Origin of the sequence: Actinocorallia longicatena, from assembly GCF_039534125.1 — a bacterium.
Lineage (GTDB): Bacteria > Actinomycetota > Actinomycetes > Streptosporangiales > Streptosporangiaceae > Actinocorallia > Actinocorallia longicatena.
The window spans coordinates 24,544-40,342 of record NZ_BAAAUV010000019.1; the positions used below are offsets into that span (position 1 = coordinate 24,544).

A 15,799-nucleotide genomic window follows, 5' to 3' on the forward strand; every position below is an offset into this window, starting at 1 on the left:
AGGGGCGGCACACCCAAGGAAACACGGCCTGAGCCGGGAGTCTTTAGTGCTCTCTGCTTGCCTCGGACGAGGCGAAAACGCCTTACGGCGCGAAGACGGGCATGCTGGAACACGCCCGGCGTTCAGAATACCGGACCGGAAGGGGCGCCGCGAACCGTCGCCCGTTCCGGCGGATTCCTGATCTCCGGCGGCGGGGCTTCGACGGCGGGTGGTAACGCCGAAGGCCGGAGGATCGCTCCTCCGGCCTTCGGCGTGTGCTGGTGCCGCTACTCGGCGGGCTCCGCCGACTTGCTCGCCTCGATCTTCTCGGCGCGGGTCGGGCGGCGGTTGCGGCGGCGCTTCGGTGCGGCGTCGCCGTCGCCGAGGTCGTCGCCGTCCTCGATGGCCGGAGCGGTGTCGACCACGGCCTCGACCCGGACGGTCTCGCCCGAGTCCAGGGTCAGGGCGACGGTGCCGATCTCCTCGACCGCGTCGTCCTCCGGCGGCGGACCGGCCGGGCGGACCTTGCGGGTGCGGGTGCGGGGCTTGGCCGGGGCCTTCTCCTCCACCGGGGCGGGTGCGATCTCCGCGACGACGGCCTCGGAGGTCTCGATGACCGCGGCCGCCTCCTTGGCGACCGAGTCGGCCCGCGCGACCTTGGCGTCGACGACGCGCTCGATGTCGCCCTTGCGCTTGCGCTTGGAGCGGGAACCGTTGCCCTCGACGCCGGGGGCGCGCTCCTCGACCGGGGTCAGGGAGACGTGGATGCCGCGGCCGTTGCAGCAGTCGCAGACCTCGGAGAACGCCTCGAGCAGGCCGCTGCCGACCCGCTTGCGCGTCATCTGGACCAGGCCCAGCGAGGTGACCTCGGCCACCTGGTGCTTGGTGCGGTCGCGGGCCAGGCACTCCAGCAGGCGGCGCAGCACCAGGTCGCGGTTGGACTCCAGGACCATGTCGATGAAGTCGATCACGATGATGCCGCCGAGGTCGCGCAGCCGGAGCTGGCGCACGATCTCCTCGGCCGCCTCGAGGTTGTTCCGGGTGACGGTCTCCTCGAGGTTGCCGCCCTGGCCGGTGAACTTGCCGGTGTTGACGTCGACGACCGTCATGGCCTCGGTGCGGTCGATCACCAGGGAGCCGCCGGAGGGCAGCCACACCTTGCGCTCGAGCGCCTTGGCGAGCTGCTCGTCGATGCGGTAGTAGCCGAACGCGTCGTCGGTGTCGTTCCACAGCTCGGCCCGCTCGGCCAGGTGCGGGGCGACGTAGTTGACGTAGTCCTGGACCATCGCCCAGGCCTCGCCGCCGGAGACGACGAGCTTGGCGAAGTCCTCGTTGAAGATGTCGCGGATGACCCTGATGGTCATGTCGGGCTCGCCATGCAGCAGCGACGGGGCGTTGGCCGTCTTGACCTGCTTCTGGATGTTCTCCCACTGGGCCGACAGGCGTTCGACGTCGGCCGTCAGCTCCTCCTCCGAGGCGCCCTCGGCGGCGGTGCGGACGATCACTCCGGCGTTCTCCGGCATGATCTTGCGCAGGATGGTCTTGAGACGGGTGCGCTCCTTGTCGGGGAGCTTGCGGCTGATGCCCGTCATGGAACCGTCCGGCACGTAGACCAGGTAGCGGCCGGGCAGCGAGACCTGGCTGGTCAGGCGGGCGCCCTTGTGGCCGAGCGGGTCCTTCGTGACCTGGACGAGCACCGCCTGGCCGGACTTCAGCGCCGACTCGATGCGGCGCGGCTGGCCGACGAGACCGGCGACGTCCCAGTTGACCTCGCCGGCGTACAGGACGGCGTTGCGGCCCTTGCCGATGTCGACGAACGCGGCCTCCATCGACGGCAGCACGTTCTGGACCTTGCCCAGGTACACGTTGCCGACGTAGGAGGTGTGGCTGGCGCGATCCACGTAGTGCTCGACCAGCACGCCGTCCTCGAGGACGCCGATCTGGGTGCGCTCGCCCTCCTGGCGGACGACCATCACCCGCTCGACGGCCTCGCGGCGGGCCAGGAACTCGGCCTCGGTGATGATCGGCGGACGGCGGCGGCCCTGGTCACGGCCCTCGCGGCGGCGCTGCTTCTTGGCCTCGAGCCGGGTGGAACCGCGGACCGACTGCACCTCGTCCTCGAAGGAGGACCTGGTCGACAGCACACGGGGCTCACGGACGCGGACCACGGTGTTCGGCGGGTCGTCCGGGCTCGGCTCGTCGCCGTCGTCACCGCTCGACCGGCGGCGGCGGCGCCTGCGGCGGCGGCTCCCGGCGGCGGGGGCGTCGTCGTCCTGCTCGTCGGACTCCTCCTCGGCCTGCTCGTCGGCGGCCTCGGAAGCGGAGGAGTCCTCGTCGGAACCGTCCTCGCCGGACTCGTCACGGACCCGGCCACGGCCGCGGCCGCCCCGGCGGCGACGGCGGCGCGACGGGCGCTCGCCGTCCTCGTCGTGGGAGTCGGCGTCGTCGGAGTCCTCGTCGGAGGCCTCTTCGGGCTCGGTGACCTCGGGCTCAGGGGTCTCGACGCGGGTGACCTTGACCGGCTGAGCCTGGTCGGCCGAGGGCGCCTGGAAGATCACCATCGGGGGCTGGAAGACCACGTCGACGGCGCCGTCCTCGTCCTCCTCCTCCGACTCGTCGAAGAAGCCGACGGTGGGGATCGCGGGCGAGACGAACGGCGTCACCAGGGTCGGGGCGAACGGGTCGGCGACCAGCGGGACGTCCTCGGGGGCGCCGGCGCCGCGGGTGGCCCGGCGGGCGCGGGTGCGGCGGGTGCTCCTGGGCGCCTCCGCGGCCGCTTCCGTCTCCTCGGCGGCTTCGACCTCGTCCTCAGCCGGTGCGGCCTCGACCGGTGCGACCTCGGCCGCGGGCTCGGTGTCCTCGGGCGCGGCGGCGGGCCGGGTGGCGCGACGGCGGCGGGTGCGGGTGGTCTTGGCCTCCTCCGCGGCCTCGATCGCCTCGGCGCCCTCGGCGACGATCTCCGCGGCCCGGGCGATCTCGGCGGCGACGGCCTCCACGGCCTCGGGCAGGGTCTCGGCAGGCTCCGCGGTCGGGGCGGCCGCGGCACGCCGGGTACGAGACCTGGTCGCGCGGGGCGCGGCGGCGGGCTCGGCCACGGCCTCCGCGAGGACGGGCTCGTCCTCGGCGGCGGGCTCGACCGGCTCGATGGGCTCGGCGGCCTTGCGGGTGGCGCGGCGCGGTGCGCGGGCACGCTTCGGAGCGGCCTCGGCGGCCTTCTCCGCCGTGACCGCCTCCGTGACTTCGGCCGCGGGCTCGTCGGAAGCGATGGCTTCGGCGGGCTCAGCGGGCTCGGCCTTGGGGGCGGTCTTGCGGACGCGGGTGCGCTTGACCGGGGTCTTGGGCTCCGGGGTGGTGACCGCGGCGGCCTCGGGCTCCAAGGCCTCCTCGGCCTCGGGGGTGAGGTCGGCGGCGGGCTCCGGGGCGAGTTCGGTCGTGGAGGTCACCACGACCGCGGGGGCGTCGTCCGGCTCCGGGGGCGGACCCGCGGGACGGGCCGCCCGGCGGCGGGCAGGGGCCTTGCGCCTGGCGGTAGGGGGTTCCTCCGTCAGGCCTTCGGTGGATTCATTGTCGTTGTCGAGCATGCGGGTCGTCTCCCGTCGGGCTCCCGGGCAGCACCGGACTCGCCCTGGGCCATGGCCCGGGCGTTGTTCACAGTGCGCCGCACAGGAGCTCTCCTGTTCTCGGCGTCGTGGGCCATCCGGCCACGACGAAGCTTCAAGTGGACGCGCCCGACCGTCCCCTGAGGTCCACCGTCCGCGCTGGACGGCTTGCCCGGACCTCTTGGTCAGGCGCCGACGCCGGGTACCGCTCCGGCAGTGACGTGGGTGTCACGGTCGGATTCCAGCGGATCCGCGAGCCTTCCGGTGCTCTCGTCGAGCGGCCCCTGCGCCAGCCGGGTCACCAGGGGTGGTGACGGCGGCGCGAGGTCGGCTGCCTGACGGAGTCCGGTGAGGACGTCATCAGGACGTACGGCGGGAGTTGCGTGCCGTACGACCATGCGCAAAATCGTTCCGGAACCGGCGTCCGACGGTTCGACGGTCAGCGCTGCTACAGCGCCGCGCGTATCGAACCGGCGCCGGCCCTTCTTGGTGAGGCGTTCAACCTCGATCATCTCAGACCCGAGAAAGATCTGGACGGCCCGGTCGGCGGCGTCGGGTGCGACACCGTCCAGCCGTACCAGCCACTCGGAAGCCTCGAGACGGTCGGCCAACGCCGTGCCCACCCGGGCAGGCACCACGTCTACGACGTCGATGCCGTCGGGGAGCGCCGCGTCGAGCTCGGCTCGCACCCGCGCAGGGTCGCGGGTCTCGGTGAGCCCGATCTCGAGGTATTCGGCCTCGCTGGCTGTACCCGTGGCCGCCGCACCCGCGTAGGAGATCTTCGGGTGCGGAGAGAATCCGGCACTGAACGCAACAGGAATCCCGGCGCGCCGCACTGCGCGTTCCACGGCCCGGGAGATGTCACGGTGGCTGGTGAACCTCAGGCGACCCCGCTTGGTGTAGCGGACCCGCAGCTTCTGGATCACCGGAGCCGGTGCAGGACCGTCCGGCATGGGAGCCAGTGGTCTTTCCTTCCTCATCGAGATCCTCGGACGACCCCGGAGGGCCGTCACCGCATCTAACGTGTGCGACCGTCAGCGAACGGCCGCCAAACTCAAGTGTCTGCCCCTAGGGTACGGGGCTCGCGGCCCGGCCAGCGCCAGCGGCGTCGGCCGGGCCGACGAGGTGAAGCTCGAATCCCCGGCTCTACAGCGGTTTGACGCTTAAGAGCCGGGCGAGGTTGACCTCGCCGGTCAGACAGATCAGTGCTTGCTTTCCCGCAAGCGCCTGCTTTCAATCAACCAGATGAGACGACGCTCAGCGGAAGGAGCTTCTTCCCGGTCGGGCCGATCTGGATCTCGGTGCTCATCGACGGGCAGACTCCGCAGTCGTAGCAGGGGGTCCAGCGGCAGTCCTCGACCTCGACGCTCTCGTCGGTGGCGTCCTGCCAGTCCTGCCAGAGCCATTCGCGGTCGAGCCCGGCGTCGAGGTGGTCCCAGGGCAGGACCTCGACCTCTTCGCGCTCGCGGGTGGTGTACCAGTCGAGCGAGACGGGCGTGTCCTCGAAGGTCTCGTTCGCCTTGGAGATCCAGCGCTCGTAGGAGAAGTGCTCGCTCCAGCCGTCGAAGCGGCCGCCGTCCTCCCAGACTTTGCGGATCACGTCGCCGACCCGGCGGTCGCCGCGCGACAACAGGCCCTCGACGATCGAGGGCTTGCCGTCGTGGTAGCGCATGCCGATCGCACGGCCGTACTGCTTGTCGTTGCGGAGCAGGTCGCGCAGGGCGCGCAGCCTGCGGTCGACCGTCTCGTGGTCGGCCTGGGCCGCCCACTGGAACGGGGTGTGCGGCTTAGGCACGAACCCGCCGATGGAGACGGTGCAGCGGATGTCGCGGCTGCCGGTGGCGTCGCGGCCGGCCTGGATCACGCGCTTGGCCATGCCGGCGATCGCGAGGACGTCCTCGTCCTCCTCGGTCGGGAGACCGCACATGAAGTACAGCTTGACCTGGCGCCAGCCGTTCTCGTAGGCGGTGGTGACCGTGCGGATGAGGTCGTCCTCCGACACCATCTTGTTGATCACCTTGCGCATCCGCTCGGAGCCGCCTTCGGGAGCGAAGGTCAGGCCGGAGCGGCGGCCGTTGCGGGAGAACTCGTTGGCCAGGGTGATGTTGAAGGCGTCGACCCGGGTGGAGGGCAGCGACAGGCTCGTCTGGGTGCCCTCGTAGCGGTCGGCCAGGCCCTTGGCGACCTCGCCGATCTCGGTGTGGTCGGCGCTGGACAGGCTCAGCAGGCCCACCTCGTTGAAGCCGGACGCCTTGAGGCCCGCCTCGACCATGTCGCCGATCGTGGTGATCGACCGCTCACGGACCGGACGGGTGATCATGCCCGCCTGGCAGAAGCGGCAGCCGCGGGTGCAGCCGCGGAAGATCTCGACCGAGAAGCGCTCGTGGACGGTCTCGGCGAGCGGCACCAGCGGGGTCTTGGGGTACGGCCAGGCGTCGAGGTCCATGACCGTGTGCTTCACGATCTGCCACGGGACGCCGGGACGGTTGGGGGCGACGCGCTGGATCCGTCCGTCGGGCAGGTAGGACACGTCGTAGAACTTGGGCACGTAGACGCCGCCGGAGACCGCGAGGCGCATGAGCAGGCCGTCGCGGCCGTCGGGGCGGCCCTCGCGCTTCCACTCGCGGATCACTTCGGTGATCTTGAGGGAGATCTCCTCGCCGTCGCCGAGGACGGCGGCGTCGAGGAAGTCGGCGATCGGCTCGGGGTTGAAGGCCGCGTGCCCGCCCGCCAGGACGATCGGAGCGTCCTCGCCGCGGTCGACGGCGTTGAGCGGGAGCCCGGCCAGGTCGAGCGCGGTCAGCAGGTTGGTGTAGCCCAGCTCGGTCGAGAAGGAGACGCCGAGAACGTCGAAGGCGCCGACCGGGCGGTGGCCGTCCACGGTGAACTGCGGGATGTCGTGCTCCCGCATGATCGCCTCAAGGTCCGGCCAGACCGAGTAGGTGCGTTCGGCGAGGACTCCGGGCTGCTCGTTCAGCACTTCGTAAAGAATCTGGACGCCCTGGTTCGGGAGGCCGACCTCGTAGGCGTCGGGGTACATCAGCGCCCAGCGGACCTCCGCCTCGTCCCAGTCCTTGACCTGGGAGTTCAGCTCACCGCCCACATATTGAATGGGTTTCTGCACCGACGGCAGCAGCGGCTCCAGCCGGGAGAAGACCGACTCAACAGGCATGGCTTACCTTCCGGAACGACAGCTGGGATCAACTTCCCAGGGTACCGCCCCCGGCGCACCTTCCGGCCGGAACGCGGTCATGCGGTGATCAGGCGCTTGAGCAGGACGCGAAGGTCCGCGGCCGCCTCCTCTCCCAGGAGGGCGACGACCTCGCCGTTGAGCGTGCGCGAGGCCTCGGCGACGAACACGAGCCGTTCGCGGCCGAGCGGGGTGAGGTCGAGGGCGTAGCGGCGGCGGTCGTCCGGGTCCTGGCCTCGGACGATCAGGCCGAGCCGGACGAGTTCGTCGGCGATCTGGGCGGCGGCCGGCTCGGTGATGTCGAGACGTCTGGCGAGCCGCTGCTGGGGACAGGGCGCCAGCTCGGCGAGGGCGCCGAGGAAACCGAAATGACGGGTGCGCAGGCCGACCTCGGAGAGCATCGCGTCGCCCGTCCTGCGCAGGCGGTAGTGGGCCTGGGCGACCAGGTAGCCCGTGGAGGCGACGTGCTCGGGATCCGGAAGCAGGCGGGTGAGGATCTTGTCGAGCAGCTGCCGCTCGACCGGGGACAGCGCCGAGGTGACACGGGCCTCGCGCTCGGCCACGACCGCGCGCATCGCGTCGCGGGCGGCCCTGCCCGCTGCGGTGATCGACAGGACGTAGGAACGGCGGTTGGCGGGGTTCCTGGTCCGGGTGACGAAGCCGTCGGCCTGGAGCTCGTCGACCAGCCTCACCATGATCGTGCGGTTGATGCCGAGGCGCTCGGCCAGCTCCTGCTGGGAGCCGGCGTCCTGGTCGGCGAGGGTGTCGAGCAGGACGAACGCGCGCGACTGCGGATCGTCTCCGGCCTCGGCCGTGAAGCGCGTGTACGCCCGCCGGAGCAGCGCCCCGAGGGACTCGCCCGGCTCCACCGAGGATTCCGGCCCCGTGAACGCCCCCGGCCCCGTGGACGAGACCCGCTCCCCCATCGCACACCTCCCGGTCGACTCCTCCGCCACCCCGAGCCTACATGGAAGATTGATGGTTGGAGAACGAATAGTTGGCTAGTTGACGGTTGTCGGTGTGGATGGTTATGGTTCTGGCACGGCCCCGGTCCACGGGGCTCCCCTCGACGGAGGACGACATGGAACACCGCCTCGACATGACGATGATGTTCGCCACCCACGACGCGCTCCGCCGCGAGCTGGAGCGGATCGCCAAGGCCGCCGCCCGCACAGGTGACGACCCGCGCAGGGTCCTGAAGACCGCGCTCGGCTGGGAACTGTTCAAGAAGTACCTGCACATCCACCACACCACCGAGGACGATGTCCTGTGGCCGGCGCTGGAGCGCAACCTGGCCGACCGCCCCGACGAGCTGGCCCTGCTCGCGGCTCTGGAGGCCGAGCACGCGGGGATCGATCCGCTGCTGGCCGCCGTGGACGAAGCGCTGGCCGATCGCGACCATGGCCACGAGGGTCTCGCCGGGCTGGTCGACGCCCTCGCCACCGGTCTCACGGCCCATCTGAGGCACGAGGAGAACGAGGGGCTCGCCCTCATCGACGCCACGCTCAACGAGCAGGAGTGGGAGTCCTTCGGGCAGGTCCACGGGCAGCGCGTCGGCGACCACGCCTCGACCTATCTGCCGTGGCTCCTCGACGACATCGATCCCTACAGGACGGCCGTGATCCTCAACCGGATGCCCGCTCCGCTCGTCCGGGCCTACCACACCGAGTGGAAGGCGACCTACGGAGAGCTCACCCTGTACCCCTGAAGCGGTCGCCGCCCACGAAGCGGCTGCTCTCCCCGAGGCGGCGGCGCGGCCTGCGGTGGGGAGCTAGAGGGTGCGGCTGCCTCGGACGTGGACTCCCTGGAGGAGGCCGAGGGCGATCATCGTGGCGAAGGTGGCGGAGCCTCCGTAGGAGACGAACGGGAGGGGAAGGCCGGTGATGGGCATGATGCCGATGCACATGCCGATGTTCTCGAAGGCCTGGAAGCCCAGCCAGCAGACGACCCCGGTGGCGACCAGGGTGCCGAACATGTCCGTGGCGTGGACCGCGATGCGCAGGCCGCGATAGAGGATCACGGTGATGAGCAGGACGATGACCAGGGAGCCGACGAAGCCCAGCTCCTCACCGGCGACGGTGAAGATGAAGTCGGTCTGCTGCTCGGGCACGAACTGGCCGGTCGTCTGCTCGCCTTGGAACAGGCCCTTGCCGAACATCCCGCCGGAACCGATCGCGATCTTGGCCTGGGCGGCGTTGTACCCCGCGCCCCGGGGGTCGGCGGTCGGGTCGAGGAAGGCCGTGAACCGGGCGATCTGGTAGTCCTTCAGCAGCCCCATCATGACGACGGCCGCCGCGAGCAGGATCCCGCCCACGACCAGCCCGAGCGTCCAGCGCTTGGCCACCCCGGACACGGCGAGCATCCCCAGCACGACCGCGCACAGCACCATCGTCGTCCCGAGGTCGGGCTGGAGCATGATGAGCGCGGCCGGCGCCCCCGCGATCGCCAGCGCGATCAGGATGTCGCGCCGGCCCGGCCCGACCTCTCCGTCGCGCGGCTCTCCCAGGAGCATCGCCATCAGGACGACCAGACCGACCTTCGCGAACTCCGAGGGCTGGATCTGGAAGCCGCCGCCGATCACGATCCACGAGTGCGACCCGTTGACGGTGTCGCCGAGCGGGGTCAGCACCGCCATCAGCCCGATGACCGACAACCCGTAGAGGATCGGCGCGTAGGCGCGGAGCAGCCGGTAGTCGAACGACGCCACGACCACGTACAGGACGGTTCCGATGCCCAGATTCAGGACGTGCTTCTTGAGGAAGGCGTCCGGGTCGGCGCGCAGCCCCGCCCGCGTGGCGCTGAACACCAGGAAGGAACTGATGACCCCCAGCGCGACGACCGGCAGGACCAGCCCCCAGTCCAGGCGCCGGAACACCGAGTCCCGGTCGGACATCCGCCGCGCCCAGGACCGCTGCGCCCCGTATCCGCCGATCACCGCTCCACCTCCGTCGTCGGGCCCGGAAAGGACCTCGGAAAGGACGGGGAGAACGGGCGGCGCTCTCCGGCCGCCGCTCTCCCCCGTCCGCCCGCATTCATCGGTTGACCTTGGGGAGCTTGGTGGGCAGGTTGCCGTTGGGGAGGGCGGCGGGGCGGCCGGTCAGCCCGTACATGGCCTCGTAGATCTCGCGGACGGCGGGAGCGGCGTATCCGCCACCGGTACCGGCGTCCGTGACCATGGCGACCACGGCGTACTTCGGCTTCTTCGCCGGTGCGAACGAGGCGAACCAGGCGGTGTCATCGTAGCCGAAGACCTCCGCGGTGCCGGTCTTCCCCGCGATGTGGACCTTGTCCATCGGGAAGCCGCTGAAGGCGCCCGCCGCGGTTCCCTCGGTGGTCACCCCGGCGAGTGCGTTGCGGATGTAGCTGATGGTCTTCTGGCTGGCGGGAAGCTTGCCGGACACCATCGGCTCGATCTTTCGCACGAGGGTGCCGTCAGGGCGGACGATGGCGTTGGCCACCCTGGGCACCAGCAGCTTCCCGCCATTGGCGATCGCCGCGTAGGCGCGGACGAGCTGCAGCGGGGTGACCAGCACGTCGCCCTGGCCGACCGAGAAGTTCGCGGCGTCACCCGCGCGCCACATGTAGCCCTCGGCGCAGTTCTCCTTGGAGATGGCCGTCAGGTAGGCGGCACGGGTCGCGTTCTTCAGCTCCGGGTACCCGGTCTTGGCGCGCTTGCAGTCGACCTTCTTGGTGGCGTCCCAGTAGTCCTTCTTCCAGGACCGGTCGGGAATGCGCCCGGAGACCTCGTTGGGCAGGTCGATCCCGGTGCGGCTGCCGAAGCCGAACGCCCTCGCCATCTGGACCATCGGGTCCTTCGGGTTCTTCACGGGCCTGGTGGAGCCGTCGCGGATCCACTCGTCGTAGGCGAACTTGTAGAAGATCGTGTCGCACGAGACGACCAGCGCCCTGTGCAGGTTCATCGGCCCGTGGCCCTGGCCCTCGAAGTTGCGGAACGCGCGGCTGCCCACGTTGTAGGAGCCGGGGCAGTCGTAGGTGCCGTTGAGGGGGTAGTCGTCGCCGACCGCAGCCGCCACCGACGAGATCTTGAAGGTGGAGCCGGGGGCGAACTGTCCCGAGATGGCACGCGAGATCAGCGGCTCGCCGCGCTTCTTGCCGAGCAGCGTCTCGTACTCGTCCTGGGAGATGCCGCCCGTCCAGATCGACGGGTCGTAGGTCGGGTACGACGCGAGAGCGATGATCTTGCCGGTGTTGACGTCCATGACGACGCTCGCCGCGGACGGCTTGCCGCCCTGCTTCTTCACCCGGTCGACCTGCTTGGCCAGTGCCTTCTCCACCGCCGACTGGACCTTGGCGTCGATGCTGGTCACGAGGTGGGCGCCGGGAACCGCGTCCTGTTCGGAGGCGATGCCGGTGACCCGGCCGCGGCTGTCGACGTTGACCTTCCGGACCCCGGGGACTCCCCGGAGGTCGACGTCGTACTCGGCTTCCAGGCCGTCGCGGCCGATGAGGTCGACCCCGCTGTAGCCGGTGACCTTGAGGCCCTTGCGGAGGTCCAGTTCGCTCTGGGTGATCGGCTGGAGGTAGCCGAGGGCCTGGGCGGCGGAGGCGCCCTCCGGACGCGGGTACTCGCGGATCGCCTGGACCTGGGCGATGATCCCGGGGAACTCCTCCTGCCGCTCCAGGATCTGGATGCCCTGCTTGGCGTCGACGCGATCGTCGACGGGGATCGGCTGGTAGGGCGAGCCCGGCCAGCACGGCCGCGGCACTCCGGGCGCGCACAGGCGGATCTTCTGCCGCACCTTCTCGGTGCTGGTGCCGAGCACCTTGGCCAGCCGGGCGAGGACGGCCGCGCCCTTGTCCTTCTGCCGCGACAGCATGGTCGAGTCGACGGAGACGACCAGGGCCGTGCGGTTGCGGACGAGCGGGCGTCCCATGTCGTCGAGGATCGAGCCGCGCACGGCGGGCACCACGATGTCGCGGGTGCGGTTCTCCGCGGCGACCTCCTGGTAGTGGGCGCCCTGGGCGACCTGGATGGTCCACATGCGCCCGGCCAGGACCAGCAGCAGGACCCCCACGAGCACGTGGAGGACGATGAGCCGGGTGTGGCTGCGCGGGTTCATCGGTTCTGCCGCCCGAGAGAGGCGTATCCGGGCACGGAGAGCCCGCCCCGGGTGTTCGTGCGCTCCGTCCGCCGCGACAGCCGCAGCACGGCCCAGACGACGAAGGGGCTGGCGAGCAGGTCGTACAGCACCATCAGCGGCAGCATCCGGGAGACGACCGACCAGGCGGCCCGCGGATCCCCGAGCATCATCCCGACGATCGCGTACGCCAGGTTGCCGAGCAGCGCACCGATCGCGACCGCGACGAACGGCAGCGACTGCGACCGCTCCATCTCATCGCTGACCAGCCCGCAGGCGTACCCGACGAGCGTGTACACCAGCGCGTACATCCCGAGCGCGTGGTCGGCCGGCGGCACGATGTCGGTCGCCAGACCGGCGCAGAACCCGGCCACCATCCCGACCATCTCGCCGTTGAACAGCGCCAGTGCCACCACCGTCAGCAACACCAGATCAGGCGTCACGTTCCCCGGCAACGGCAGCCGGTTGGCCACCGCCACCTGCACCACGATCGCCGCGAGAACCACCAGAAAAGCCCGCAGCTTCCCGCCCTGCGCCTCCTCAACAGCGTTGAGCACCGTCACTCCCCCCGAACCGTCGTCATCGATCCCGCCACAGCCCCCATCACAGGGCCATCGCCTTTCCCAACCAGCGCCCCGACCACGAACCCACCGCGCTCCCCAGCCGACCGCCCGACCAGGAGCCCGCCACGCTTTCCGGGCCTCGCCTCGGGCGTGCTTCTGCCGGCCGCTGCTCTCGGCGGGGCGCAGTGGTCAGCGCCGAGCCGCGGGCTCTGTGGAGTGGGCCTGGGCCCGGGGACAGCCGTCGGTGGGCCTGGGAGGATGCCGGTCGTCTGCTTCATCGTGGCCCTGCCGACCGGCGTCTCCCGGGGTGGCATCGCCGAGGAGACCGCGCTCACCCGGAACCTCGCCCACGTCGGCGCCCGGCGGTTGTTCGGGCAGGTGCTCGATAGGCAGGTGCTCGACGGGCAGGTGCTCGACGGGCAGGTGCTCGGTGGGCGTCCCGGGGTGTCCCGGGAGCAGGTCGAAGGGCGCGCCCGATGGTTGGTGCCGTCGGGCGTGGTCGTCTCGACCGGGCGCGGCTCGGCCGCGATGCCCTCGGAACCGCGACGGCGGGCGGCTCTCCGCGACCTCGTCGGGCCGGCTCGCGCGACCACGGCTCCCGTCGCGAAAATCGCGAGTTCTCCCGTACGCGGTGCCTCGCCGAACTCCGTACTCCACTCGGGCGACAGCTTGTCCACGTGCTTCTCTGGCCAGGTTCTCGGCGGGATCCGTCGGCCGGTGACCCGCCTGTTCGAGGCGGCTCGCCCGGTCGCGGCGCCCGGCGTCGGAGAGGCATGCGCTCCTGACGCCAGCCCCGTCGCGAACTCCGCATGCCGTTCAGCATTCGAAGCGGCTCGCCCGGTCGCGGCGCCCGGCCTCGGGGAGGCATGCGCTCCTGACGCCAGCCCCGTCGCGAGCTCCGCATGCCGTTCAGCATTCGAAGCGGCTCGCCCGGTCGCGGCGGCCGCCGTTGGAGAGGCGTGTGCTCCTGACGCCAGCCCCGTCGCGAACTCCGTATCCCGTTCAGTTTTCGAAGCGGCTCGCCCGGTATCGGCACCTGGCGTCAGGGAGGCGGGTGCTCCTGACGCCTGCCCCGTCAGGAGTTCCGTATCCCGTTCAGTTGACGGACCCGGCGCGGTCCCTCCGGTCGGGACGGTGGGGTGGGTGGTGCGGGTGTGGGGGGAGGAAGGGGTGGGGCGGGTGGGCTCGGCGGGACGGGCGGGGGCGGGGTGGGGCTTCGGGGTGGGCACCTCAGTTCCCCTGGGGGGTCGCGGGCGTGGTGGGGGTGGCCTTCGCGGGGGCGGGGGCCGGAGGGAGGACCGCGTCGTGGGGGTCGGTCTTCGGGGGGGCCACTACGACGCCGACGACGTCGAGGCGGGTGAAGTGGACGAAGGGCCGGATCTGGGCCGAGCGGGTCAGGGAGCCCGGGGTCTGTTCCACCTTGTCGACCACGCCGATGGGGACGCCGGGGACGTAAGGGCGGTCGGACTGGGAGCCCAGGGTGATGATGCGCTGGCCGACCGTCAGGGGGGCGTCGGCGTCCAGGAGCTGGAAACGGAGGGGGGTGTTGCCGACGCCGATGCCACGGCGGCCGGTGCCCTTGAGGACGCCGATCTCCTTGGAGTCCTCGAGGCGGGCGCCGACGGTGGAGGCGGCGTCGGAGGCGAGGAGGACCGTGGCGGTCGTGGGGCCCGACTTGGTGACCCGGCCGACGAGGCCGTCGCCCGTCATGACCGTCATGTCCGGCTTGACGCCGGAGAGGGTTCCGGCGTCGATCGTGACCGTGTCCTCGAGGCCCTGGCCCGCGGAGATGACGTTGGCGGCCACGACCTTGTAGCCGCCGAGGCCGGCCGAGCCGAGGAGGCGGCCGAGCTGGTCGGCGCGGCTCTTGTCCAGGGTGTTGGAGCGCAGCTGCTCGCGCAGGCGCTGGTTCTCCTTCTCCATGCGCTGGGCGTAGGCGCGCTGGCCGGGGGCGTCCTTGACCGCGTCGAAGGTGTTGCCGACGGGACGGACGACGGCCGCCGCCACGCGTTCGAGCGGGCCGAAGACGGTGGCGCCGACGCCGCGCAGTCCGCGCAGCGGCGAGTCGTCCCCGCCGCGGTAGTCGACGGTGATGAAGACCAGGGAGAGGGTGAGCAGGATGCCCAGCACCAGCCTGGTCCGGCCGGTGTCCCTCATCAGTGACGCGGCTCGGGGACCAGCACCTGGCGCAGCGACTCGAAGTCCTCGACGCACTTGCCGGTGCCGAGGACCACCGAGTCGAGCGGGTTGTCGACGAGATGGATCGGCATGCCCGTCTCCTCGCGCACGCGCTCGTCGAGGTTCTTCAGGAGCGCGCCACCGCCGGTCAGGGCGATCCCCCGGTCCATGATGTCGCCGGACAGCTCCGGCGGGCACTTGTCGAGGGTGGTCTTCACCGCGTCCACTATCGCGTTGACGGGCTCCTCGATCGCGCGCCGCACCTCTTCGGCCGAGATGACGACGGTCTTCGGCAGGCCGGAGACCAGGTCGCGGCCGCGGATCTCCGCGTGCGGCTCGTCACCGTCGGACGGGAAGGCACTGCCGATCGCGATCTTGATCTCCTCGGCGGTGCGCTCCCCCAGCATGAGGGAGTACTCCTTCTTCGCGAAGGTGATGACGGCCTGGTCGAGCTCGTCGCCGCCGACGCGCACCGACTGGGACGTCACGATGCCGCCCAGCGAGATGATCGCCACCTCGGTGGTACCGCCGCCGATGTCGACGACCATGTTGCCGGTCGGCTCGTAGACGGGAAGCCCGGCTCCGATCGCGGCGGCCATCGGCTCCTCGATGATGTAGACCCGGCGGGCGCCCGCCTGGTAGCCGGCCTCCTTCACCGCGCGCTGCTCGACCCCGGTGATCCCCGAGGGGACCGCGACGACGATGCGCGGCTTGGCGAAGTGCCGCCGCTTGTGGACCTTCTGGATGAAGTAGCGGAGCATGCGCTCGGTGACGTCGAAGTCGGCGATCACCCCGTCCTTGAGGGGACGGACGGCCACGATGTTCCCCGGGGTCCGGCCGATCATCCGCTTGGCCTCTATGCCGACGGCGACGATCTTCCCGGTATTGGTGTTGATGGCCACGACGGACGGCTCGTTCAACACGATCCCGCGGCCACGCACATAAACGAGCGTGTTGGCGGTTCCAAGATCGACGGCCATGTCGCGGCCAAGGAACGACAGCTTGTTACCCATGGAGAAAAGGGGGCCCTTCCTGCTGGTGGTGACACCAAAGCGGACAGTCGGAGCGGCATGTTCATCGTAACGCGATAGACAGTCCCCCGGCAGTGTGCCGGGCAACGCGCGTTGCCCGAAAATCCGCGCAGTGGAGAGTAAGTTTCCCGCAAAACGACTGCCGTGCCCCAGAGAAGGA

10 protein-coding genes are annotated in these 15,799 nt (G+C 70.8%); 1 reads left to right on the plus strand and 9 read right to left on the minus strand.

The annotated features are described in order from the left end of the window. Nucleotides 1-266 precede the first annotated feature (266 nt). The 4 genes from ABD785_RS29285 to ABD785_RS29300 form a co-directional block, all read right to left on the minus strand. The gene (locus ABD785_RS29285) at nucleotides 267-3,560 is read right to left on the minus strand and encodes an Rne/Rng family ribonuclease (RefSeq protein WP_344834746.1); all 3,294 of its coding nucleotides are present in this window, start codon (nucleotides 3,558-3,560) and stop codon (nucleotides 267-269) included. Between the two features lie 203 nt (nucleotides 3,561-3,763). After that, on the minus strand, nucleotides 3,764-4,531 hold the full coding sequence (locus ABD785_RS29290) for a TIGR03936 family radical SAM-associated protein (RefSeq protein ID WP_344834750.1): 768 nt from the start codon (nucleotides 4,529-4,531) through the stop codon (nucleotides 3,764-3,766). Nucleotides 4,532-4,815: 284 nt separating this feature from the next. Then, a complete protein-coding gene (locus ABD785_RS29295) occupies nucleotides 4,816-6,750 on the minus strand; it encodes a TIGR03960 family B12-binding radical SAM protein (protein WP_344834753.1) in 1,935 nt (644 codons plus the stop codon). A 77-nt stretch (nucleotides 6,751-6,827) separates the two neighbouring features. Next, nucleotides 6,828-7,694: a MarR family winged helix-turn-helix transcriptional regulator gene (locus ABD785_RS29300; RefSeq protein WP_344834756.1), complete on the minus strand. Its 867-nt coding sequence runs from the start codon at nucleotides 7,692-7,694 to the stop codon at nucleotides 6,828-6,830. A 155-nt stretch (nucleotides 7,695-7,849) separates the two neighbouring features. Between ABD785_RS29300 and ABD785_RS29305 the strand changes: the two genes are divergently transcribed. After that, the gene (locus ABD785_RS29305; protein WP_344834759.1) at nucleotides 7,850-8,476 is read left to right on the plus strand and encodes a hemerythrin domain-containing protein; all 627 of its coding nucleotides are present in this window, start codon (nucleotides 7,850-7,852) and stop codon (nucleotides 8,474-8,476) included. A 63-nt stretch (nucleotides 8,477-8,539) separates the two neighbouring features. Here ABD785_RS29305 and rodA read toward each other — a convergent pair whose 3' ends face one another. The 5 genes from rodA to ABD785_RS29330 all read right to left on the minus strand — a co-directional run bounded on the left by rodA (nucleotide 8,540) and on the right by ABD785_RS29330 (nucleotide 15,621). Beyond that, nucleotides 8,540-9,703 carry a rod shape-determining protein RodA gene (rodA, locus tag ABD785_RS29310; protein WP_344834762.1) on the minus strand — a complete coding sequence of 388 codons (1,164 nt, stop codon included), beginning with the start codon at nucleotides 9,701-9,703 and terminating at the stop codon, nucleotides 8,540-8,542. A 97-nt stretch (nucleotides 9,704-9,800) separates the two neighbouring features. After that, nucleotides 9,801-11,849 carry a penicillin-binding protein 2 gene (gene mrdA / locus ABD785_RS29315; RefSeq protein WP_344834765.1) on the minus strand — a complete coding sequence of 683 codons (2,049 nt, stop codon included), beginning with the start codon at nucleotides 11,847-11,849 and terminating at the stop codon, nucleotides 9,801-9,803. After that, entirely contained in the window at nucleotides 11,846-12,424 is a 579-nt protein-coding gene (gene mreD / locus ABD785_RS29320; protein ID WP_344834768.1) for a rod shape-determining protein MreD, read from the minus strand. Before mreD ends, mrdA begins: the two co-directional genes overlap by 4 nt. A gap of 1,236 nt (nucleotides 12,425-13,660) precedes the next feature. Next, nucleotides 13,661-14,587, minus strand: coding sequence for a rod shape-determining protein MreC (mreC, locus tag ABD785_RS29325; protein ID WP_344834771.1), 927 nt, complete (start codon nucleotides 14,585-14,587; stop codon nucleotides 13,661-13,663). Beyond that, nucleotides 14,587-15,621, minus strand: a complete 1,035-nt coding sequence (locus ABD785_RS29330; RefSeq protein ID WP_425547832.1) for a rod shape-determining protein — start codon at nucleotides 15,619-15,621, stop codon at nucleotides 14,587-14,589. Before ABD785_RS29330 ends, mreC begins: the two co-directional genes overlap by 1 nt. Nucleotides 15,622-15,799 lie beyond the last annotated feature (178 nt).

What these genes read in the sequence shown, in the direction of transcription:
- ABD785_RS29285 (WP_344834746.1), bottom strand. Translation starts at nt 3,560, where the DNA reads ATGCTCGACAACGACAATGAATCCACCGAAGGCCTGACGGAGGAACCC.
- ABD785_RS29290 (WP_344834750.1), bottom strand. Translation starts at nt 4,531, where the DNA reads ATGCCGGACGGTCCTGCACCGGCTCCGGTGATCCAGAAGCTGCGGGTC.
- ABD785_RS29295 (WP_344834753.1), bottom strand. Translation starts at nt 6,750, where the DNA reads ATGCCTGTTGAGTCGGTCTTCTCCCGGCTGGAGCCGCTGCTGCCGTCG.
- ABD785_RS29300 (WP_344834756.1), bottom strand. Translation starts at nt 7,694, where the DNA reads ATGGGGGAGCGGGTCTCGTCCACGGGGCCGGGGGCGTTCACGGGGCCG.
- ABD785_RS29305 (WP_344834759.1), top strand. Translation starts at nt 7,850, where the DNA reads ATGGAACACCGCCTCGACATGACGATGATGTTCGCCACCCACGACGCG.
- mrdA (WP_344834765.1), bottom strand. Translation starts at nt 11,849, where the DNA reads ATGAACCCGCGCAGCCACACCCGGCTCATCGTCCTCCACGTGCTCGTG.
- mreC (WP_344834771.1), bottom strand. Translation starts at nt 14,587, where the DNA reads ATGAGGGACACCGGCCGGACCAGGCTGGTGCTGGGCATCCTGCTCACC.
- ABD785_RS29330 (WP_425547832.1), bottom strand. Translation starts at nt 15,621, where the DNA reads ATGGGTAACAAGCTGTCGTTCCTTGGCCGCGACATGGCCGTCGATCTT.